The 21,830-nt window shown below is 56.8% G+C and carries 21 protein-coding genes; 6 read left to right on the top strand and 15 right to left on the bottom strand.

Translation table 11 applies throughout. The annotated features are described in order from the left end of the window. Positions 1–50: 50 nt before the first annotated feature. From SynMITS9220_RS00530 to SynMITS9220_RS00515, 4 genes are read right to left on the bottom strand one after another with little or no spacing between them, the layout of a single operon-like run. Complete coding sequence (locus tag SynMITS9220_RS00530) at positions 51–1,358, bottom strand: sugar ABC transporter substrate-binding protein (RefSeq protein WP_186989985.1); 1,308 nt, start codon at positions 1,356–1,358, stop codon at positions 51–53. Further along, positions 1,355–1,858, bottom strand: a complete 504-nt coding sequence (locus SynMITS9220_RS00525) for a rod shape-determining protein MreD (RefSeq protein WP_186989983.1) — start codon at positions 1,856–1,858, stop codon at positions 1,355–1,357. Before SynMITS9220_RS00525 ends, SynMITS9220_RS00530 begins: the two co-directional genes overlap by 4 nt. A gap of 3 nt (positions 1,859–1,861) precedes the next feature. Further along, the gene (gene mreC, locus SynMITS9220_RS00520) at positions 1,862–2,605 is read right to left on the bottom strand and encodes a rod shape-determining protein MreC (protein ID WP_186989981.1); all 744 of its coding nucleotides are present in this window, start codon (positions 2,603–2,605) and stop codon (positions 1,862–1,864) included. Between the two features lie 5 nt (positions 2,606–2,610). Next, the gene (locus SynMITS9220_RS00515; RefSeq protein ID WP_067093367.1) at positions 2,611–3,663 is read right to left on the bottom strand and encodes a rod shape-determining protein; all 1,053 of its coding nucleotides are present in this window, start codon (positions 3,661–3,663) and stop codon (positions 2,611–2,613) included. Positions 3,664–3,815: 152 nt separating this feature from the next. Here SynMITS9220_RS00515 and SynMITS9220_RS00510 point away from each other — a divergent pair, with 152 nt between their 5' ends. Further along, positions 3,816–4,196: a single-stranded DNA-binding protein gene (locus SynMITS9220_RS00510; protein ID WP_067093324.1), complete on the top strand. Its 381-nt coding sequence runs from the start codon at positions 3,816–3,818 to the stop codon at positions 4,194–4,196. Positions 4,197–4,222: 26 nt separating this feature from the next. Here SynMITS9220_RS00510 and SynMITS9220_RS00505 read toward each other — a convergent pair whose 3' ends face one another. Together SynMITS9220_RS00505 and ahcY are read right to left on the bottom strand one after the other, a co-directional pair. Continuing rightward, complete coding sequence (locus SynMITS9220_RS00505) at positions 4,223–4,882, bottom strand: DedA family protein (protein ID WP_186989977.1); 660 nt, start codon at positions 4,880–4,882, stop codon at positions 4,223–4,225. Positions 4,883–5,041: 159 nt separating this feature from the next. After that, positions 5,042–6,472, bottom strand: coding sequence for an adenosylhomocysteinase (ahcY, locus tag SynMITS9220_RS00500; RefSeq protein ID WP_186989975.1), 1,431 nt, complete (start codon positions 6,470–6,472; stop codon positions 5,042–5,044). A gap of 99 nt (positions 6,473–6,571) precedes the next feature. On the opposite strand from ahcY, the gene tsaE reads away from it, so the two are divergent. After that, positions 6,572–7,018: a tRNA (adenosine(37)-N6)-threonylcarbamoyltransferase complex ATPase subunit type 1 TsaE gene (gene tsaE, locus SynMITS9220_RS00495; protein ID WP_255483155.1), complete on the top strand. Its 447-nt coding sequence runs from the start codon at positions 6,572–6,574 to the stop codon at positions 7,016–7,018. On the opposite strand, the gene SynMITS9220_RS00490 is transcribed toward tsaE, so the two are convergent. The 3 genes from SynMITS9220_RS00490 to SynMITS9220_RS00480 all read right to left on the bottom strand — a co-directional run bounded on the left by SynMITS9220_RS00490 (position 7,003) and on the right by SynMITS9220_RS00480 (position 9,541). Beyond that, positions 7,003–8,037 (bottom strand): carbohydrate kinase, encoded by a 1,035-nt coding sequence (locus tag SynMITS9220_RS00490; protein WP_186989971.1) that lies wholly within the window; start codon positions 8,035–8,037, stop codon positions 7,003–7,005. The genes tsaE and SynMITS9220_RS00490 overlap by 16 nt on opposite strands. A gap of 125 nt (positions 8,038–8,162) precedes the next feature. Beyond that, a complete protein-coding gene (gene mutT / locus SynMITS9220_RS00485) occupies positions 8,163–9,236 on the bottom strand; it encodes an 8-oxo-dGTP diphosphatase MutT (protein WP_186989969.1) in 1,074 nt (357 codons plus the stop codon). Between the two features lie 134 nt (positions 9,237–9,370). After that, positions 9,371–9,541: a DUF2811 domain-containing protein gene (locus SynMITS9220_RS00480; protein ID WP_255483154.1), complete on the bottom strand. Its 171-nt coding sequence runs from the start codon at positions 9,539–9,541 to the stop codon at positions 9,371–9,373. Between the two features lie 520 nt (positions 9,542–10,061). On the opposite strand from SynMITS9220_RS00480, the gene SynMITS9220_RS00475 reads away from it, so the two are divergent. Genes SynMITS9220_RS00475 through SynMITS9220_RS00465 form a run of 3 tightly spaced genes read left to right on the top strand, consistent with a single transcriptional unit; the run spans position 10,062 to position 15,448 of the window. Beyond that, complete coding sequence (locus SynMITS9220_RS00475) at positions 10,062–11,207, top strand: efflux RND transporter periplasmic adaptor subunit (protein WP_255483153.1); 1,146 nt, start codon at positions 10,062–10,064, stop codon at positions 11,205–11,207. 7 nt (positions 11,208–11,214) lie between these two features. Then, entirely contained in the window at positions 11,215–14,508 is a 3,294-nt protein-coding gene (locus tag SynMITS9220_RS00470; protein WP_186989967.1) for an efflux RND transporter permease subunit, read from the top strand. Continuing rightward, the gene (locus tag SynMITS9220_RS00465) at positions 14,483–15,448 is read left to right on the top strand and encodes an alpha/beta fold hydrolase (RefSeq protein WP_186989965.1); all 966 of its coding nucleotides are present in this window, start codon (positions 14,483–14,485) and stop codon (positions 15,446–15,448) included. Before SynMITS9220_RS00470 ends, SynMITS9220_RS00465 begins: the two co-directional genes overlap by 26 nt. 66 nt (positions 15,449–15,514) lie before the next feature. Here the strand turns inward: SynMITS9220_RS00465 and SynMITS9220_RS00460 are convergent, their stop codons facing one another. Together SynMITS9220_RS00460 and mgtE are read right to left on the bottom strand one after the other, a co-directional pair. Beyond that, the gene (locus tag SynMITS9220_RS00460; protein ID WP_255483152.1) at positions 15,515–16,573 is read right to left on the bottom strand and encodes an RpoD/SigA family RNA polymerase sigma factor; all 1,059 of its coding nucleotides are present in this window, start codon (positions 16,571–16,573) and stop codon (positions 15,515–15,517) included. A 52-nt stretch (positions 16,574–16,625) separates the two neighbouring features. Beyond that, positions 16,626–18,095, bottom strand: coding sequence for a magnesium transporter (gene mgtE, locus SynMITS9220_RS00455; protein ID WP_186989963.1), 1,470 nt, complete (start codon positions 18,093–18,095; stop codon positions 16,626–16,628). A gap of 74 nt (positions 18,096–18,169) precedes the next feature. On the opposite strand from mgtE, the gene SynMITS9220_RS00450 reads away from it, so the two are divergent. After that, positions 18,170–18,649, top strand: a complete 480-nt coding sequence (locus SynMITS9220_RS00450; protein WP_186991674.1) for a glutathione peroxidase — start codon at positions 18,170–18,172, stop codon at positions 18,647–18,649. Here SynMITS9220_RS00450 and SynMITS9220_RS00445 read toward each other — a convergent pair. From SynMITS9220_RS00445 to gyrB, 4 genes are read right to left on the bottom strand one after another with little or no spacing between them, the layout of a single operon-like run. Continuing rightward, the gene (locus tag SynMITS9220_RS00445; RefSeq protein WP_186989961.1) at positions 18,624–19,028 is read right to left on the bottom strand and encodes a CrcB family protein; all 405 of its coding nucleotides are present in this window, start codon (positions 19,026–19,028) and stop codon (positions 18,624–18,626) included. The genes SynMITS9220_RS00450 and SynMITS9220_RS00445 overlap by 26 nt on opposite strands. Then, positions 19,021–19,392, bottom strand: a complete 372-nt coding sequence (locus SynMITS9220_RS00440; RefSeq protein ID WP_186989959.1) for a CrcB family protein — start codon at positions 19,390–19,392, stop codon at positions 19,021–19,023. Before SynMITS9220_RS00440 ends, SynMITS9220_RS00445 begins: the two co-directional genes overlap by 8 nt. A gap of 22 nt (positions 19,393–19,414) precedes the next feature. Next, positions 19,415–19,753, bottom strand: coding sequence for an SH3 domain-containing protein (locus SynMITS9220_RS00435; RefSeq protein WP_186989957.1), 339 nt, complete (start codon positions 19,751–19,753; stop codon positions 19,415–19,417). Next, on the bottom strand, positions 19,753–21,720 hold the full coding sequence (gene gyrB / locus SynMITS9220_RS00430; RefSeq protein ID WP_186989955.1) for a DNA topoisomerase (ATP-hydrolyzing) subunit B: 1,968 nt from the start codon (positions 21,718–21,720) through the stop codon (positions 19,753–19,755). Before gyrB ends, SynMITS9220_RS00435 begins: the two co-directional genes overlap by 1 nt. Positions 21,721–21,830: the final 110 nt, after the last annotated feature.

Genomic DNA, 21,830 nt, shown 5'->3' with positions numbered 1-21,830 from the left:
AACAGGTTTTGGCTTCTTTTAAGAATTGAAGCAGTCGCTCAACAGGGGGTTCAGGGCCATCGGGCACTGGCATAACGGTTCCATTGCTGCTCTGCCTCAAGCACGGCCTGATCACTGCTGATCTGACCCAACATGGCCCGCTGCAACTGGGTATAGATGATGCTCTGCAAGCGCTTCACCCCCGGGGTCGCAGGCACAAGCACCCGGGCAGTGTTCAAGGTCTCCGCCGACAACAGACGTGCATCACGGATCTGAGCCTCAGCAGGATTGGATGGCTGCTCAACCTCAAGCTCGGCACGAATCGCAGACAGCGCTTCAAGAGAAGACGGCAGCACTCTCGCCTCTCGCGCGAAACGAGCTTGGTTGGTTCCGTTGGTCAGGAACAGGGCCAGTTCAACAGCTTCGCCAGCCTGCTGACTCTGCCGAGGCACGGCAAGTGTCATCAAGGCCACATTGGCTGTGCCGTCCGAACCAGTCAGAGGTGGCTGAGGCGTGGTCACCGCAGCCACACCGGGGGCATTGGTCTGAATGCTGCGCAGAAACTCAGCGCCGCTGGCAAGCAATGCAAGCTCACCACTCTGGTACAGCTCAATGGCCCGCCGCTGCCCCTGACTCACCACTTCCCGAGGCAACAAACCTTCGCGATACAGATCAGTCCAGAACGCAAAGGCCTTGCGACCTGCCGGCGTGTTGAATGCGGCTCTCTGACGTGCATCTAGAAGACTGACGCCCATCTGCACGAACGACTCCAAAAGCTCTGCGGAATCGTCTGGAACTACAGTCACAAAGAGGCCGTAACGACCCGTGCGCTCGCGGATGCTGCGGGCATAAGCAGGCACTTCATCCCATCGACGAGGAGCCCTGGAGAGACCCGCCTGACGCAGAAGGTCACCGTTCACCAGGCTCAGACGGACCGTCAGATACCAGGGGATGGCGATCTGACCTGCCTCAGGATCCCTGGCTGCCTCCCAGACCGATGGCAAGTAGTTCTGCTCTGCACCAGGCGGCAAAAGAGCTGTGAGATCAGTGAGGCCACCCTTGCTGGCCAGATTGGCGGCGAAAGGAGGATTGAGGTTCACCACATCAGGTGCGGTGCGTGCAAACACAGCGGCTAGCAGCTTGCGCTCTACCGACCCCCAGGGGAGGTCTGTCCATCGCACCAGTGCCTCTGGATGGAGCTTGTCCCAAGACCCAAGCACGTCATCCATATAAGGATTGAACTTTGGGGCCAACTGCAGGGTCCAAAGCTGGAGAGTTCCCTCAGGAACCGAACCCGGACGACACCCCCAGATGAACAACGCCAAACCGGAGAGAGCCAGGCCGGACAGAAACCGGCGCCGTCGCAAAGACACAATCATGCGGGTGCTCGCCGTCGCCACAAAAGCAGCTGCCAGGATCCAATTAACGGTGCCAGCAGTCCAGTGATCAAAGCCTGGGCGAGCGTGGTGTGCAGCGCCCACGACTGGGTCAGTCCATCGGATGATCCCAGCACCAGCCACTGGAGCCATAGGGACAAACCCAGAACCAGCGCGCCGATCCAGGCCAGCAATCCCAGATTGAGGCTGCGCTGAATCGGCGGGCCGCGGCGTCCCAGCCGTCCCCACCACCAACCCATCAAGACCAGAGCGGGCACCTGACTGACATCCCCGAGGCTCAGACCATCCAGCACCAGTCCAATCGCTGCTCCTGCAATCGCACCGGCAAGCGGACCATCCACCAATGACCAGGGCAGCAACCAGAGGATCGCCCAGCTGGGCGGAACACCATCCAGGTTGATCCAGGAAGGTGATGCCATCTGCAGGATCGGCACCAAGAGGGCAGAAGCCACGCAGATGGGTTGTCGATGCAGGCGCGTCATCAGTCAGCGCACCTTGACCTGGACCCAATCGATGGCATCAGGCGGGGCGATCAGCTGCACGAGAGCGGTTGGCGCCGGGACCGATCTGGCATTAAGCGACTGCACCACTGCCACGGGCAAATTGGGTGGCAGCAGAGTGCTCGCCGGTGAAGTACTCACGAGATCACCTGGACGGACCTGGATGTCCTTATCGAGAAATTGCAACTGTGGCCGGGCTGTTCCAAGGCCCACCAGCAGCCCATGCTGCTGGGTGCGCGGCAACCAAACGCCGATGCGACTACCAGGGGCCGTGAGCAAACGGACGCTGCTGGTGGTGGGTGTCACGCTCTGAACCCTGCCGACCAGGCCTCCAGGACCGATCACTGCATCATCCTTGCCCACACCTTCAGTCGCACCTTTGCCCAGCAGCAACTGTTGCCACCAACCTGATGCTGTGCGCGAGATCACCGCAGCCTGAAGCCAGTCTCCCGACGACTGCTGATCAAGCGCCAACAAACCCCTCAGGCGTGCGTTGTCTTGCTCCAGAAGCTCCAGCCGGGAGAGCTGCTCCTGCTGTTTGGCAGTCTCAATCCACTCGCGCTGAGCAGCCCCCGGCCAGAAGGGCCGACTCAGCAAGGCGAAGCCATCAGCAAAGCCAGCCCCTTTGCTCAGACGCACCAAACCAAGAGCGAGCAACAACACCAACCACGGCCATAGCCGCTGGATGGAGCGCAGCCTTGAGCCCTGGGGCCTCTGGGAGGAACCCATGGCGATTAGAGAGCGGAAGCAGAGCGAACAAATTCAGGTGTGTCGAGCACCCTCTGCAGACGCTTGTAGTCCTCAAGGACCTGACCACAACCCTTAACCACGCAAAGGAGTGGCTCCTCGGCGATGTGGGTGAAAATCCCCGTTTCATGGCTGATCAGATCACTGATGCCGCGGACCAACGCTCCGCCACCGGCCAACATGATTCCACGATCGACGATGTCGGCGGCAAGCTCGGGCGGAGTGCGCTCGAGGGTGCGCTTCACAGCCTCCACAATCACGTTCAAAGGCTCAGCGATGGCCTCACGCAGATCCCCTGCCTGCAACTGAATGGTTCGCGGCAGTCCAGACAACAGGTGTAAGCCGCGAACATCCATCACCGTCTGATCGAACTCGTTATCAGGGAACGCCGAACCGATGCGGATCTTGATCTCTTCTGCAGTGCGCTCACCCACAACGAGGTTGTGCACTTTCTTCAGGTAGACCCCGATGGAGTCACTGATCTCATCTCCAGCAACGCGCACCGATTCACTGAGCACGGTGCCACCAAGGCTGAGCACCGCCACCTCGGTGGTGCCGCCGCCAATGTCGACAATCATCGTGCCAACAGGTTCCGTGACCGGCAGACCAGCGCCGATTGCAGCAGCGACAGGTTCATCAATGAGATGAACTTCCCGTGCTCCGGCAAGACCGGCCTCACGAACAGCACGTCGCTCCACGCCGGTGACCCCACTGGGGATCCCCACAACCAGACGAGGAGCCACGATGCCGCGGCCTTCATTGCCTTTCTGAATGAAGGTTTTCAGCATCTGCTCAGCCGCGTCGAAATCGGCGATCACACCATCGCGAAGGGGGCGAACAGCACGAATATTTCCAGGCGTGCGGCCCAACATCAGCTTGGCCTCGTCACCAACGGCCATGGTCACGCCACGTTCGAGATCCAGGGCCACCACGGAGGGTTCCTGCAACACGATTCCCTTGCCAGAGACGTAAATCAGGGTGTTAGCGGTACCCAGGTCGATGCCGATATCGCGGGACAGCTGGAAACGGCGGAACAGCACTGGCGAGAACACATTTCGGCGAATCATAGGGGCAGTCTCAGGCCCCATCTGTTACAGATTCGTTTGAAGGTGGAACTTCTAGAAGGCAGCCACGACAACCGTCAGTTTTGACAACCGTGGCGCATCATTGACCCACAAACAGGAGAGATTCAATGGGTGTCAACTCCGTGACTTTGGTCGGCCGTGCCGGCCGTGATCCAGAAGTCAGGTATTTCGAATCAGGAAGCATGGTGGCGAACCTCACCATCGCCGTGAACCGCCGCAGCCGCGACGACGAGCCCGACTGGTTCAATCTGGAAATCTGGGGAAAACAGGCTCAGGTGGCAGCGGACTACGTGAAGAAGGGTTCCCTGCTCGGCATCATCGGTAGCTTCAAGCTGGACCGCTGGAACGACCGCAACAGTGGCGAAGAGCGCTGCAAACCCGTGGTTCGGGTTGATCGACTGGAACTTCTGGGCTCGAAGCGAGACAACCAGGAAGCAGGCGGCAATTTCGGAGGCGGAAGCCCCAGCGACGAAGAAGTGCCCTTCTGATGGTGGCCTGATCGCTCAGTCCGCCATCAATCGGCGGACTGACGTCGCCTCCAAATCCGAAGACCCAACCAGATCCCCCCAGCGAGAACGGCGACCACCAACATCACCTTGATGACCTTGCTGACCGGATCGATCCAGACCTCCACGTTGCTATAGCCCTCGCCAAGCACCATGCCGGCGACAGTCAGCAACAGGGTCCAGATCAGACTGCCTGCCGTGGTCCAGAGCAAAAATGGCGTGATCGGCATTAACTCAATGCCAGCAGGCACTGAAATCAGTGTGCGAATGCCTGGCACCAGTCGCCCCCAAAACACCAGGGCAGTTCCATAACGGCTGAACCAACGTCGGCTGCGAGACAACTCCTCAGGGCTAATACCGATCCAGCGACCATGTCGACTGAGCCACTGCTCAATGCGTTCTTCATTGATCAAGCGGCCAATCCCATACCAGGGCAAAGCGCCGAGGACGGTTCCCAACAGGCCCGCAATCACCACGGGAATCAGCTGAAGCTGGCCCTGCTGCACATAAAAGCCTCCGAGAGGCATGATCAACTCAGAGGGAATGGGAGGGAACAGATTCTCCAGGAACATGGCCGCAAAGATTGCGGCATATCCCGCCCAGGGATTGGCTTCTACGGCTTGGCCAATCCAATCGGGCAGTTGGGTTACAAATTCGGTGAGCCCCATGGAGCATGCTGAAGTCGTGGCAAGTCTTCCATGAAGCAACCCTGAAAGCTCAGACTGAGACCATCAGAGCTTCAATTGATGTCTTCATCCAATAAAAAAGCCAGATCACAACAGTGACCTGGCTGAAAAAACAAGCGAGAAAGCTTGTTCGGCTAATAATCAGTAGCGGTAATGATCAGGCTTGTAGGGACCTTGAACCGGCACATTGATGTAATCGGCCTGATCCTTGCTGAGCTCGGTGAGCTGGGCACCGATACGACCAAGGTGCAAGCGAGCCACCATCTCGTCGAGATGTTTCGGCAGAACGTAGACCTCCTTTCCGTACTCTTTACCCTTGGTGAAGATCTCAATCTGCGCCAGCACCTGGTTAGTGAAAGAGTTACTCATCACGAAGCTGGGGTGACCTGTGGCGCAGCCCAGATTCACCAGACGCCCCTCAGCCAGCAAGATGATCTTGTTACCACTGGGCAGGGTGATGTGATCAACCTGAGGCTTGATGTTTTCCCACTCATAATTCTTGAGTGAAGCAACATCAATTTCATTATCGAAATGACCGATGTTGCAGACGATCGCCTCATCCTTCATCTTCACCAAGTGCTCATTGCGGATCACCTGATAGTTGCCGGTGGCAGTGACGAAGATGTCCATGTCTTCGACAACATCCTCCAGACGGACGACGCGATAGCCCTCCATGGCTGCCTGCAAGGCACAGATGGGATCCACCTCAGCAATGCACACAGTTGCTCCCAGTCCACGCAAGGACTGAGCGGAACCCTTGCCCACATCGCCATAGCCGATCACCAACGCCTGCTTGCCAGCAACCATCACGTCGGTGGCACGCTTAATGCTGTCAACCAGTGATTCGCGGCAACCGTAGAGGTTGTCGAATTTGCTCTTGGTGACCGAGTCGTTGACGTTGATGGCAGGGAATGGCAACTCGCCACTCTTCTGCATCTTGTAGAGACGAGCCACACCCGTGGTGGTTTCCTCAGTGACACCCTGAATCTGCGCTTTGGTGCGGCTGTAGAAACTGGAATCCTGAGCAAGCTTCTTCTTGATGGACGCGAAGAGGTAGGTCTCTTCCTCATTCGAAGGGTTGTCGAGAACAGTGATGTCCTGCTCTGCCTTGCTGCCCAACATCACCAGACCGGTGGCGTCGCCACCGTCATCGAGAATCATGTTGGGTGAACCACCATCACCCCACTCGAGGATGCGGTGGGTGTATTCCCAGTATTCCTCCAGGGTTTCGCCCTTCACCGCGAACACGGGGATTCCCTTGGCTGCAATCGCAGCTGCTGCGTGGTCCTGCGTCGAGAAAATATTGCAGGAAGCCCAACGCACGTCGGCGCCAAGCTCAACCAGCGTTTCAATCAGAACCGCGGTCTGGATCGTCATGTGCAAAGACCCGGCGATGCGGGCGCCCTTCAGGGGCTTTTCGCTGCCATATTTTTTGCGCAATGCCATCAGGCCAGGCATCTCGGTCTCGGCGATATCGAGTTCCTTGCGGCCGAAATCAGCCTGGTTGATATCAGCAATGACGCAATCGACGCCAAGCTTCAGCTCAGCCGCGGACGTGGGCGCTGCCACCATGGTTTGTGTGCTCCCTAAAAGAGTGTGGAGTTGAATATCTGCGGAGACGCCGAGGCTTCGGGCTCGCTGAACGAGCAATCTACCGATTGGAGCTGGATCTTGAAGGACCTGGAGGCCACACGAGCCCTGGGCAGGTATCTGGTGCAACAGCCTGAACGTCCATCGCTGCTGCTGCTTGAGGGCACTCTGGGTGCAGGCAAAACCTCACTGGTGCAAGGTATTGCCTCTGCGATAGGCATCGACGAACCGATCACCAGCCCAACCTTTGCCCTTGCTCAGCACTACCCCCAGGGGCAACCACCACTGGTTCACTTGGATCTCTACAGGCTGGAGTTACCAACAGCGGCGGATGACCTATTCCTTCAGGAAGAGGAAGAAGCGATGGGGATGGGAGCCATCCTGGTTGTGGAATGGTCGGAACGACTCAGCCTTGCACTGCCGGAAGCCTGGCGAGTGAAGCTGACTCACCGGAGCGAGGGAGGCAGGCTGGCAACACTGAACAAAAGCGATCAGATCAGAACACAGACCCATCAGGAGTCGAGTTGATCGAGAAACTCCACAACCATGCTGGGCAAAGGTTGCGGATCGATCGCCCCGGCACCGGAACAAACCAGCGCTCCGCAGGCTGCCGCATAGCGCACAACCTGTTCCACCACAGCTGCACTGAGCTGAAGTGGCTGGCCAGTTGACGGGGTCAGTGTCACCAGTTGATGCAGCAGTCCTGCCGTGAAAGCGTCTCCAGCACCTGTGGTATCAACAATCTGAGCCGGTGCCAGAACCGTCATCGAACCCTTGTGGCCGGCCATGAACCACCGCACCGGATGACCGCCGTCAGTCACCAGCACATCCGGCTGCTGAGGCAACGAAGCGCTGATCTCTGCGGGATCACTGCTGCAAAACAGCCACTCCGCTTCTTCCCTCGCCAGTTTGATCAATCCAGCTTTCTCAAGAAAGGGTTGCATCAGAGCCAGCGCATGCGGGGAAGGACCTGCCACCGGGTCCGCTGAGGGATCCCAGAATGTGGGCCGCCAGTTCACATCGAGGGCAATCTGCACTCCATTCCGCTCTGCCTGACTGACCGCAGAGCGCAAGGTTGCCGCAGAGTCCTCTGTCGCCAGAGGAATGGTGCCGATCAACAGCCAGCGAGCTTCCGCTGCCAAAGCACACCAGATCGGATCAAGACTGCTCTGATTCAAAGCCTGATCGGCAAAGCCCTCGCCACGGTCGCCCGCAAATCCCTGAAAGACACGCTCTCCAGTGGAATCACGGCGCACAAGCACCACGCGGCTGGGGCGTTGCGGATCAATCTGGAGACCACGCAAATCAACACCGCGATTGCCCAACATCTCCTGAAAGTTTTTACCGATGACATCGGCACCTAGTCGACCGATGAAGGCGACCGATGTTCCAAGCCGGGCCAACGCGCAAGCCACATTGGCAGGAGCGCCACCAAGACGGTCATCACAATCCACTGGAGCAGCCAAGGCAGGGTCACACCCCAGTGGTCCGAGCCGATCAACGAGGGCTTCACCAAGACACAGCACCTGCGGAGCGGAATCAGACATCAGAGCTGCGGCGGCTATCAGCAGCGTGGCCAGAAATTCCGCAGACGTCAGGCAGCGCAATCGCTATTCAGCTTCAAGGCACGTTCAGTGATCCATCACCTGGATGGACGTGCAATGAACAACCTTCAACCAAGCCGCTCAAGCAGGGCCGCGATGATGCGCCCATTCGCGGCAGGGAAGGGGTAATCAGCGAGGTTGGACGGTTTCACCCAGCGCACCTGCTGACTGGCTAGAGGTTGGGGATCTCCAGAAAGCCAACGACAGAGATAAACCTCAAAGCGAAGCTTTTTGTGGCTGTAGGCGTGATCCACCGTGATCAGCTTGTTGTCAACGCTGACTTCAATGGCCAGCTCTTCCCGCAACTCACGTCGGATGGTTTCTGTGATGACTTCATCAGGCTCCTGCTTGCCCCCTGGAAATTCCCATAGACCGCCCAGCAGGCCCTCATTCAGGCGCTGATCGATCAGAACCTCAGCTGCGTCGTTGAGGACCACACCCACACCAATCACTTGAAAGGGGATGTCACGTGGTGCCTCTTTCACGGGGTACTGCTGAGGAGAACCGGCAGCGTAAGCAGCACAGTGCGCATCCCAGGGACAAAGCTCACAGGAAGGACGACGTGGGGTACAGACCGTGGCACCAAGATCCATTAGGGCCTGATTGAGATCACGGCTGAAGCCTGGAACGGCATCAATCAACTCTTCGCTCCAGGCCCAAAACTGAGCCTGCGCTCGGATTGGAGGCACTGGATGGGCATGCAACCTGGCCAGCACCCGACGCACATTGCCGTCGAGGATCGCCCGAGGGCTATTAAAGGCCGACGACAAGATGCCACCCGCTGTGCTGCGGCCGATACCGGGCAATGCCAGCCAGATCTCCGGGTCGAAAGGCCAATCACTGAAAGGCATCGGATCGTTTCCATCCCGTTGATGTCGCTGCAATTCAGTGAGCAGCAACCGAGATGTTGCGTGCAAACGACGGGCACGTGAGTAGTAACCAAGACCCTGCCAAAGCAACAAGACCTGCTGCTCCGACGCCGCAGCAAGCACCTCAAGTTTGGGGAAAGCCTGCATCCATCGCTGCCAATAAGGGAGGACAACCTGCAACTGCGTTTGCTGCAGCATCACCTCAGCAATCCAGATCGGGTAAGGATCAAGACCTTGCTCAGCCGCAGGCCAGCGACCATCTGCCCTGAACATCCAGGGCTTCTGCTTTGGATCGCATCGTCCATGCTGCTGCCACCAGCTCAACAAAGACCGCGCAGCACATTCAGAACTTGTCGGAGACAACAAAGGTTCGCTGCACCGCTCAAACAGTGCTGTGGATCGATCCTTCACAGCGTGCAGGACTCCTCCCAACAAAACAAACCGCCGAAATGATGACGACGCACCAGCAAGAGGTCTTTTAAACCGTGCTGAAACACGAATCCTGCAATGTCTGCCTGCATCAAACGATCGTGATCCCACTGGGGATCCTTTTCAATAAAAATCTCCAGGCGCGACAAAATCTTCTTCTAACTGATTTTCCACACTGACTTGGGCGGGGATCGCATCCGGGGTCTCGTGCAACTCAGGCCGTTGACTGTCAACCCACCCATCAGGCTATGCCAATCAACGGGCTGTCAAAAGAGCGAATTCTTGGCAAGCAAAAACACTGACCGCAAGAAACAAGTGGCGAAGAGGCTTTTGCCTGCTTACAAAAGCAACCTCTCACAGGCAAGAACAACTGATGCAGCTTCCATTAAAGGGCTAAGGGCTTTCCCCTGCCGCAACCAAAAGCCACTCCCGCAGCTGAGGTCTATCCAAATAGCCCTGTGGAAAAACTGTGCGAAACCCTCCGATCAATCCGCAAACAATCGTTGTTCAGGGCTGCTGATCCATCCAAATCGGAACAGCAGAATCATCAATTTCTGCGTCCCCGATCACCGCCCAACAGAAATGTTCACGCATGCTCTCTGATGCGGTGCGGTCTGAAAAAAACCGGTAACGTCCGCCCTATCTGATTGAGTTTCTGTGCGGCGAACCGTGTTGTGCTCTCTTGCCGCCGCTGCACTGCTGGCCGGCTGTGGTACGAGCAAACAGGCAGCGCAGATGATGACCGTGCAGACGGCAACGATCGCCGAAAACACCTTTGAACCCAACATCCAGGCCATCAGTGTTTTGGAGTCCACCACCAATGTGGCCTTGATGCCAGAGGTCGATGGTCGTGTGGTCCAGGTGCTGGCCAAAGACGGTCAGAAGGTCAAAGCCGGTCAGCCAATTCTTGTCTTGGACAACGTTCAAGAAAGCGCTGCTCTCGATGCCGCAAAAGCACAGGCAGTCACCGACAAGCTCAACGCTGAGCGATACGAATTCCTTTATCAGAACGGGGCGGCCTCAGCCAAACAGCGTGATCGATATGCCACCCAGGCCATTGCCTCCCGTGATCAGGCGCGCACCGCAGCAGCCAACCTCGGGTACAAATTCGTTCGCTCGCCCATCGACGGCGTCATCGGCGACCTCGACAAGGTGAAGTTGGGGGATTACGTCAAGACCGGTCAAGCGATCACGGGCATCGTGAACAACTCCAACCTATGGACCTTGATGCAGATTCCTGCAACACAGGCGGGAGATGTGGCAATCGGCCAGGCCGTGAAGGTGGTCTCGCAGGGAAATCCTCCGGTGCAGGGAGAGGGGTCGGTGGTGTTCATTTCCCCCTATTTCGGAATGAGCGGCAACTCCACTGCCCCCAACACCTTGATGGTGAAGGCAGAGTTCCCCAATTTGACTGGAAAGCTGAAGACTGGTCAGTACGTCAAAAGCGCCATCATCACCGGACGCAAACAGTCGCTAGCGGTGCCTGTTCAGGCGGTGATGATGCAAGCGGAACAGCCTTTTGTCTACAAATTGATTCCTTTGAGCAGAGCTCTGCCGAAGATCAAGGCCTCCGCAACTGTGCCTGCGGCAACGAAGAAAAAACTCGAAAAACTTCCTTCCAGCACACCAATCGTGATCCAGACACCCGTGCAGCTGGGTCCATTGCAAAACAATTTTTATCCCGTCAAATCAGGGCTGAATCAGGCAGACGTCGTGGCGATCAGCAATACCAGCCGCCTGCGCAGCGGCATGCCGGTGAAAGTGGCGCCAGCCAGTTCTGCCACAACATCCTCTGCCACAACATCCAAGGACTGAATCAGCGATGTCCTTTTCCGACAAGTTCATCAAACGGCCGGTGCTGACAACCGTCTGCAGCATCTTAATCGTGCTGGTGGGTCTGATCAGCATTCCAAATCTGCCGATCGCCAACCTGCCGAACATTGCCAATCCACTGATTCTCGTTTCAGCCGTGTATGGCGGTGCCAATGCGGAGGTGACCGAGCAAGCGGTGACCAATCCACTGGAACAGCAAATCAACGGCGTCCCCGGGATCAGTTACATCTCCTCCAACAGCGACATGGAGGGGAACAGCGCGATCAGTGTCTATTTCGATGAAACGACCGACATCGACATCGACCAGGTCAATGTGCAGAACAGGGTCTCCCTGGCGATGACCCAGTTGCCATCACAGGTTTCAGAGACGGGCGTCTCGGTGAAACAGAGCAACCCTTCGATCTTGCTGGCCTACGAGGTGGGTTCGAGTGAAGGTCAATACGACGCCGGTTACCTCAATGGCCTGATCTACGAGCAGCTGTATTACCCGCTATCGAGGGTCGAAGGCGTGGCAACGGTGACCGTCTACGGCGGCGCCAATCCAGCCTTCTGGCTGTTCGTGGATCCCGACAAGTTGGCTGCGAATGGTCTCACGTCCGAGAATGTGATCTCAGCAGTGAAATCCCAGAACAGCATTGCTGTTGGGGGCCTAGTCGGTGGACCACCAGCCTCAGGCGATCAGGTCTTCACCTACCCGATTCTTGTTGAAAACAACGGCAATCTGATCTCGATCGAGCAGTTCGAAAATCTGATCATCAACCGGAGCGAGACCGGCAATCTCCTCAAGCTGCGTGATGTCGGAGAGGTGCGCTACGGCACCAACACCTACTCGGTTCAGGCCACCGATAAGAGAAGCAACCCCGCCCTCACAGTGGCGGTTTACCAGACGCCATCAAGCAATGCACTGGACGTCTCCAACGCGGTGGTGGAGCAGATGGAGCAGTTCGCAGCAAACGTTCCGCCGGGCGTTCAGGTCAATCAGATCTACAACATCGGTCAGTTCATCGAAGCCTCAGTCGATGGCGTCATCGATGCACTTGGTCTGGCAATCGTGCTGGTGCTGGTGATCCTTTTTCTGTTCCTCCAGAACTGGAGAGCAACCATCGTGCCAAGCCTGGCGATCCCGATCTCGCTGGTGGGCACCTTCGCCTTTCTGAACGTTTTCGGCTTTTCGATCAACCAGCTCACACTGCTTGGTCTGGTGCTGGCAACAGGCCTGGTCGTGGACGACGCCATTGTTGTGATTGAAGCCGTCTCGAGCAACATCGAGAAAGGCATGAAACCCCGTCAGGCAGCACTCGAGTGCATGGGAGAACTGTTCGGGGCCTTAGTCGCAACCGCTCTGGTGCTGATGGCCGTGTTCGTACCAGTGGCCTTTTATCCAGGCGGCATCGGCATCATCTACAAACAATTCGCGCTGACGATCGCTTTCTCGATTGCCATCTCAGCCTTCAACGCCCTGACGTTTTCACCCATGCTTTCCGGGCTGATCCTTCCAAAGGAGCAACCAAGGCAACCCAAAGGCTGGGGATGGATCGTCGCCGGAGTGATTGTTGGACTCGCCTTCGGGAAGTTCAGCGCCAACTCTTTTGGCAACTGGACCTACATCGCCGGCGTGCTGATTGGCGGCTTTGCCGGAGCCAATCTCATCAGGATCTTCCGCAGCTTCAACGCCGGATTTGACCGACTGCAAAAGGGATACGCCAATTTGCTGGCGCGATTGATCAAAGCAAGAAAGCTCGTGATGGGAGGGCTGGGAGCAGGCATCCTGATCACCGTGCTGGCCTTCGGCACAATCCCCAGTGCCTTCATTCCTGAAGAAGATCAAGGCTACGGACTCGGCGTTTTCCAGCTTCAGAACGGTGCCTCCCTGGTTGAGACCAAAAAGCTCGGCACGCAAATTGCTCAAGTTCTCAGCAAGGAAGATGACATCGAAAACGCGTCAATCATCAGCGGCTCGGGCTTCAACGGTTCCAGTCCAGACCAAGGTCTTTTCTTCTTCGGACTCAAACCGCTATCGGAACGCAAGGGAAGTGAGCACAGTGCCGATGCCATCATCGATCGCCTGAATTCCCAACTGATCGAATTGGGTGGAGGGCTGGCGTTTGCCATCGGTCCAGCCGCTGTGCCGGGCTTTTCACCCCAAGGCGGCTTCTATTTCCAGTTCAATGACCTCAGCAATGGCGCCTACAACTTCAACGAGCTCTCCGAGATGGCTGGCGAGCTGATCACAAAAGCCAACACCAGCGGCGATTTCTCCAAGGTGTACACCCAGTTCAATCCCAGCTCCCCTGCAATCGGTCTTTCCATCGATCGTGACGTGATGGGTGCTCTGAACGTCGACTACCAGGAGGCGATGGACACGATCGCTGTTATTGCAGGTAGCAACTACTCAGGACTCACCTACGAGAGCGGTCAGGTCCGCAACATTTACGTGCAAGGGCAAGCTGATCAGCGCAAGAGCGTTGAAGACATCCTCGATATCTACGTGCGCAGTCGAGATGGTGGCTTGGTGCAGGTGTCACAGTTCGCCAGTGCTGATCTGAGCAGTGCTCCTTCCGTGATTAGCCACTACAACCTGTATCGCACGATTCTGATTCAGGGTGCCGAGGCCGTTGGCAAGAGCAGTGGTCAGGCGCTCACAGCCATTCAAGAGATCTTCAAGAAGCAAAATTTCACCAACATTGGCTCCGCCTTTACAGGCCTTGCCGCCCTTCAGCTCTCCGCAGGCAGTGCCAGCGTGGTGGTGTTTGGTCTTGGCGTACTCATCGTTTATCTGGTGCTCTCTGCTCAGTACGAAAGCTACGTAACACCTGTGGTGATCCTTGCCACGGTTCCTCTGGCAATGCTGGGGGCACTGGCGTTTCTGGGAATGCGTTCGATCGATCTCAACATCTACGCACAGGTCGGTCTCGTGACCCTGATCGGTCTCGCAGCCAAAAACGGAATCCTGATCGTTGAAGTGGCTGAGCAACGACTGGAACAGGGCATGTCTGCGACTCAAGCCGTAATCGAATCAGCCGAGTCGCGGCTTCGCCCGATCTTGATGACAGCAATCGCGGCCCTCGCAGGTTTTCTACCACTAGTGGTGGCCAACGGGGCTGGTGCCCACAGTCAGCAGTCACTGGGAACCGTGATTTTCGGTGGCCTCGTTGTGGCCACGGTGCTGTCTCTGGGTGTGGTGCCGCCCTTTTATGTGGTGATCAAGGGCCTTGAGGCACGGTTGTTCAACCAAAAGCAGCAGGATGGCAATGACGATGCCTCAATCGCTGGTGCCAGCTGACTCAATCTGGACCTGGAAACAAGCCGATGGCAGCAGCCTTGAGGTCGCCTGGCAATGCCATGCAGACACTCCAGGCCATGAGCAAAAGAGCATTGTTCCCGCTGTCGTCCTGGTGCATGGCTTCGGGGCCAGCGGCAATCACTGGCGGCACAATCTGCCTGTTCTGGGGAAGTACACCCGCACCTATGCCCTCGACTTGATCGGCTTCGGTGACAGCAGCCAACCTCAGGCTTTGCTGCCAGGGGAGCAACCTGGATTTGACCAGTCAGATTGCAGTCAGGCCCTGGTCTACAGCTTTGATCTCTGGGGCCAGCAGGTTTCCGACTTCTGCAACGCAATAGTGCAAGGTCCGGTGCTTCTAGTCGGCAACTCCATCGGCGGAGTGGTCGCGTTACGCGCAGCGCAGCTGCTTGAAGACCGCTGCAAAGGAGTGGTGCTGATCGACTGCGCTCAACGGCTGATGGACGACAAGCAACTGGCGACCCAACCGGCATGGATGGCCTGGATACGCCCGCTCTTGAAGACATTGGTCAGCCAGCGCTGGCTGAGTACGGCCTTGTTCCGCAATGCAGCACGACCAAGGGTGATCAGAAGCGTCCTGAAACAGGCCTACCCCAGTGGCAACAACATTGATGATCAGCTGGTGGAACTTCTCTACAAGCCAACGCAACGACCTGGAGCAGCAGAAGCATTTCGCGGCTTCATCAATCTGTTTAACGATCACCTCGCGCCAGATTTACTGGACCACCTTCAACAGCCTGTGGATCTGATCTGGGGCCAGAAAGACCCTTGGGAACCTGTTGCTGAAGCCCAAGAGTGGGCAAAACGCTTCAGCTGCATTCAGTCATTAAAAATATTGACGAACGCAGGACATTGTCCCCATGATGAGAGTCCAGAAAAGGTTAACAACGAATTACTCAATATACTCGAAAAATATTAGTTTACTATTTAAATAAATCGACTATTGTTTTCAGACAGATTGAAGATCTTTTTCTTCTGAGAGAATTCAGCAGGCGACATAAGCCTCAACCTGATCACTGAGACGACGCAGTCCAGCCAAACCATCACGCTCCAAATTACGGACCCGATCGCGACTGATTCCGATCACTCGACCGATGCCCGTAAGGCTCATCGGATCTTCCCCGTCCATCCCATACCGCATCCGCAGCACACGCTCCTGCAGTTCAGGCAGCTGACCCAACAGATCACGCAGATCTCCCTTCAAGCACTCGCCTTCCACCTGCTCGCTCGGCAGTTCACCATCTCCTGCCAGCAGATCCAGCAGTTCTGTGTCATCTCCGTCGCCCACCTTCATCTCCAAACTCACTGGCTGACGCGCACGGCACATCAGTTCTTTCACTTCCTCTTCCGGCAGCTCCACAAAGCCCGCCAGTTCCGTCACCGATGGCGTCCGACCCAGCTCTTGGCTCAGTTCTCGCTGACCTTTCTTCAGCTTGTTCAGCATCTCCGTGATGTGGATCGGCAGCCGGATCGTCCGGCTCTTCTCCGCAATCGCACGCGTGATCCCCTGACGGATCCACCAATACGCATAGGTGCTGAACTTGTAGCCCCGCGTCGGGTCGAATTTCTCCACACCACGCACCAGACCGATCGTTCCCTCCTGGATCAGATCCAGCAGTTCCATATTCCGCTTGGTGTACTTCTTGGCAACACTCACCACCAGGCGCAGATTCGCTGCCACCATCCGCTCCTTCGCGCGGCGACCAGCTTGCAGCTTGCGCTTCAGTTGCGCTGCACTCAGTCCTGCTGCTTTGGCCAGCTCTGCAGGGGGCACCATCTCACCACCACGCTGATCGCTCAGCTCTGCTTCTTGTGCCTCCAGATCCATCAGCTCTTGCACCTGACGACCCAGCGTGATCTCCTGCTGATGGCTCAACAGCGGCACACGGCCGATGTCACGCAGGTAGGAACGCACCAGATCGACATCAGCACCTGCTGAACGAACAGCAACTGTCTTACCGGCAGAACCCTTGGTGGGTGCGGCTTTTGAGGGAACGGCCTTGAGAGGAGTCGCTACGGACGCAGCGGCGATAGCAGGAGCCATGACGCTTCATTGAGTTGTGTAAAGCGTACTCCTAAGAAACGTAAACGTCCTCTCAGAAATGGACGGCAGCGAGTAATTGGGTAGAAATACCTGCGTTTGAGAGCAGCTGCGGCATGTTCAGCAACAGCCACTGCGCTGTTTTTAGATAGATAAGAGTGCCCACCACATCCGTGCAGGTGGTGATGAACGGTGTGGACATCAGCGCCGGATCCCAGCCCAGCCGGTTGAACAACAGGGGGAACGCCGCGCCGGCCGTTGCAGCCAAGGTGGTGATTGCCAACAGACTGGTCCCCACCGACAGACCAACCAGCGGGCTTTGACCACGCCACCAGGCAAAAGGAACCACCAGCAACATCATCAACAGGCCCAGCAATAGGCCAGCGGTCGCTTCGCGGGCCACAGCCCTGAACTGGCCAAGGGAGGTGATGCTTTGCGTGCTTAAACCACGGATGACGACCGTGGAACTTTGGGCACCCACGTTGCCGCCGGTTCCTGCCAACAGCGGAATGAACGCAGCCAGAAGCACCACCTCTTTGAGCACCTCTTCATTAAGGGCAATCACCTCTGAGGTGACAAAGCTGGCCACAACCAACACCGACAGCCACACCACCCGGCGTCGAGCGACCGTGAACAGATTGCTCTGGAAGTAATCGTCCTCATCACCGGCCTCCACTGCACCTGCGGCGTAAAGATCGCGCGTGGCCTCCTGCTCGATCACGTCAATCACGTCATCCACAGTGACGATGCCCACCAGGCGGCGCTCCCTGTCCACAACCGGCACAGCCAGAAAGTCGTAACGCTGAATCGCCCGAGCCACCTCCTCCTGATCCGTATCGGTGTTAACGCTCACGACCTCCCTGGTCATGACATCGCCAACCCGGTCCTCAGGGTCTGCGGTCACGAGATCCCGCAGCGACAAGATCCCAGTGAGATGGCGCTGCCCATCGGTGACATAAAGGCTGTAGATCGTTTCTGTCTCACGTGCGCGGCGTCGCACAATCGTGAGTGCCTGAGCCGCGCTTTGAAACTCTTTTAAATCGATGTATTCGGTCGTCATCAGACGGCCAGCCGTTTCACTGGCGTAGCCGAGCAGCTGAGCCGTCACACGACGCTCCACTGGACTGAGCTCCGTCAACAGACGACGCACCACCTTGGCCGGCAGTTCATCAAATAGACGCACCCGATCATCCGGAGACATCTCCTCAACCAGCTCGAGCACCTCGCCGGAACGCAAGCGCTCCAGAAGGCTCTGCTGAATGGGTGGCTCAAGGTATTCATAAACCTCAATCGCCTCGTCTTTACCGAGCAAACGAAACGCAAGGGCCTGCATCGTGCGAGGCAAACTGCCAATCGCCTCAGCCACATCCACGGGCTGCACCGGTGCAAGCAGAAGCTTGACACCGTCGTAATTACCCACACTCAGCATGGACTCAAGCTGGCGGGCGACCACTTCCACGACCATCTGATGGGAAGGGACATCGCTCAAAGCGAGGCTTTCACGAGAACCCGGTGCCTGATCCATGCCCCGTGTCCAGCGCACTCAAGTGTATGCCGATGCAAGACAGTTATCGTCTGCGCCAACCGCTATCCAAAGCCATGGCTACCAGCATCAGCAGCGTTTCCGTGCGCACCCCCGACGGCAGCGAAAAATCTCTAGGCGCCTATGCGGGCAAGGTGCTGTTAATCGTGAACGTGGCCAGCCGCTGCGGCTTTACCAAGCAATACGCCGGCCTCCAGGCCCTGCAAGACAAATACGGCACTCAGGGCCTTTGCGTTCTGGGGTTTCCTTGCAACGACTTCGGAGCCCAGGAGCCCGGCAGCCTTGATGAAATCAAGAGCTTCTGTTCAACCACCTACGGCGCCAGCTTCGAACTGTTCGACAAGGTGCATGCCACAGGCAGCACGACCGAGCCCTACACCACGCTCAATCAGACAGAGCCTGCTGGAGATGTGGCCTGGAATTTCGAAAAATTCCTCGTAGGCAAGGACGGCACCGTTCTCAATCGCTACAAGAGCGGAGTGGCTCCTGAAGATGCTGAGCTCAGCAACGCTATCGAGGCGGCTCTGAAGGCTTGATCGCCAACGCATCGACGCTGCGGCCGATCCATAAACCCAGGGCTGCGCCACCAAGGCCCAGACCCAGGGTCAGGCCAATCAGGCCAATGGCTGCAAGCTGTTGGCCTGAAACAATCAGGTCCACGCTATTGACCATCCAGCTGCTGAATGTGGTTAACGAACCACAGAACCCAATTCCCACCAGCAACTGAATCCGGGGCCAATAGGGCAAGCCCAGCAGCAAGCCCAAAATCAGAGAACCGAGCACGTTGACCAGCACGTCTCTGTCATGCAGCACCACACCGAACTGCCAGCGCATCAAGGCCCCTGGGACTGCCCCCACAGCGACCAACAACAGCTCCTGAAGCTCCGTTCTGAAGGAAGGCAACTGTTCAGGCATTGACGAGTCCCAGACTGAAACCTGCAGCAGCAACCAGAAGACCAGCGATTACCGAGCCGGCGGTGAGCAACACGGCTTCGCCCCAGCGGCGATCACGCAACGTGACAAGCACCTCCACAGCAAAGGTGGAAAAAGTGCTCAGGCTGCCAAAAAAGCCTGTGCCAATCAGCAAAATCAGTGCAGAAGCAGGTGTGGATTGGTCGCAACGACCGGCACGTTCGAGGCCGAGCACTAAGCCCAAGGCAAAGGCAGCCACAAGATTCACCACAAAGGTTCCCCAGTGTTTGCGCGGAACCAACGGTTCAAAGTGGTTGACCAGTCTTAAGCGCAACCAGGCGCCAGGGATGGCACCCAAGCCAACCATCAACGCCTGGTAGAGACTGAACTCAGTGATGAATCCAACCCCGTTGCCGCTCGACGGAATCCGTCAGTGCAGGGCCAGAGGTGACCTTCACCTGAATCCAGTCACGGCCGTCCTCACTACGCCAGCGACGCAACAACTGCAACGGTGTTCCGATCTCCAGTCGCCGTACAGCAGGAGCTGCGACCAGCGGACTGGAGTGGAGCACACAGTCGCTACCACTGAGGAGAGGGCCACGGCCCTGCTGGCGGCGAACCTGGGGTAGGCGACGCTCAGCCCCGCCAGCCGGCAAAGCCACAGGACCAAACAACGACACGCCAAGCAACCAACTCCAACGCAGCATCACAGTTGCGGAGTGGTTCATCAAATGTCGAGTGCTGACATATCGAGCTCAGCACTATGGGTTTCAATAAATTCACGCCTAGGCGCCACTTTATCTCCCATCAAAATTGTGAAGATGCGATCTGCTTCCAAAGCATCTTGAACTTCAACACGCTTCATCGTGCGCGTGGAGGGATCCATGGTTGTTTCCCAAAGCTGCTGGGGCATCATTTCACCCAAGCCCTTAAATCGCTGGATGTTGTAGTTGGCCTTTTCGCCAAAACCATCCAACGTTTTTTGCAACTGCTGCTCGTTGTAACAGTAAGAATGCTTCTTACCACGCTCAACCTTATACAAAGGAGGACAGGCAATGTAGATATACCCACCCTCAACTAACTCCTTCTGATATCGGTAGAAAAATGTCAAAATCAAAGTACGAATGTGGGCGCCATCCACGTCAGCGTCTGTCATGATCACAACACGGTGATAACGTAGATTTTTGGCATCAAAATCTTCCCCTTTAATCCCCAAACCCAGCGCAGTAATCAGGGCCTGAATTTCAGTATTTTTATAAATCTTGGCATCATCGGTCTTTTCAATATTGAGGATCTTGCCTCTCAACGGCAGGATTGCCTGGAAACGACGATCACGGCCCTGCTTGGCGGAGCCGCCAGCAGAATCTCCCTCAACAATGTAGATCTCGGATTCAGCAGGATCGCGAGAACTGCAATCCGCCAACTTGCCAGGCAATGTTGAACTTTCCAGGACACTCTTACGCCGGACCAACTCCCGAGCGCGGCGAGCAGCTTCTGCGGCATTAAAGGCCTGAATGGCCTTCTCGAGGATCATGTCGATCACTCCCGGATTGAATTCCAAGTACTGACTGAGAGCCTCACCGACGAGATTATCGACAATGCCACGGACTTCCGTATTACCCAGCTTTGTTTTGGTCTGACCCTCGAATTCAGGCTCAGGCACTTTGACCGACAAGACTGCTGTCAACCCCTCACGAATATTTTCTCCAGCAAGATTGCTGTCGGCCTCTTTTCGCTTGCCTCGCTTGCGCGCAAAGGTATTGAGGGTTCGCGTGAGAACGGTCTTCAGACCTTCAATGTGGGTGCCGCCATCCACCGTGCGGATGTTATTGGCAAATCCAAGAATACTGTCGGAATAAGCATCAACGCACCACTGCAGCGCTGCTTCAATCGACACACCATCTTTTTCGGCATTCACATAAATAATTTCGGGATGCAATGCATCTTTTTCGGCATTCATATAGGCGACATATTCCTTGATGCCGCCCTCATAGAAATAAATTTCTTCGTAGGGCTTGCCTTCGGCATCACGGGCAGTTTCACGCTCATCGCGGAAAACAATCCGCACTCCTCCATTGAGATAGGCGAGTTCGCGCAGACGCGCCGACAGCGTGGCGTAATCAAACTCGATGCCGACCGTGAAAATTTGAATATCGGGCTTGAAGCGCACACTGGTGCCTGTCAGACCATCCTCAGAGGAAGGCTGATCTTCAGACACAAGACTGCCAATCGGAGCTCCACGCTCAAAGCGTTGACGGTGCACCTTGCTCTGACGGCGAACGGTGACTTCCACCCATTCGCTCAGAGCGTTGACAACCGACACGCCAACACCGTGAAGACCACCGGAAACCTTGTATCCACCGGCACCAAACTTGCCACCGGCGTGCAGCACGGTCAGCACCGTTTCCAGCGCACTCTTGCCAGTGCGGGGGTGAACGTCGGTGGGAATACCACGACCGTTATCGGTGATGCAAGCGGAACCGTCCTCACCCAGCACCACCTGAATCTCAGTGCAGTGGCCGGCTAGAGCCTCATCGACCGAATTGTCCACCACCTCATAAACCAGGTGATGCAATCCCCTCGGCCCGGTCGTGCCGATGTACATCCCGGGGCGCTTACGGACGGGCTCGAGACCCTCCAGCACCTGAATTTGTTCGGCGCCATAGGCCGCCTGAACTTTCGCGGCTTCGCTCATGCGATCTAGGTCGGCCAGGCTTCCTGTCAGGCTGAATCTACCACTGGCATGCCAGAGACGCTTGCAGAGGCCTCTGAGGCATCATTTTTTCAGGGGGTCCACCCCCGTTC

It is taken from the genome of Synechococcus sp. MIT S9220, from assembly GCF_014304815.1.
Classification (GTDB): domain Bacteria; phylum Cyanobacteriota; class Cyanobacteriia; order PCC-6307; family Cyanobiaceae; genus Synechococcus_C.
Note: the sequence above shows the minus strand (reverse complement) of the source record. Positions and strands in the feature narration are given on the sequence as shown.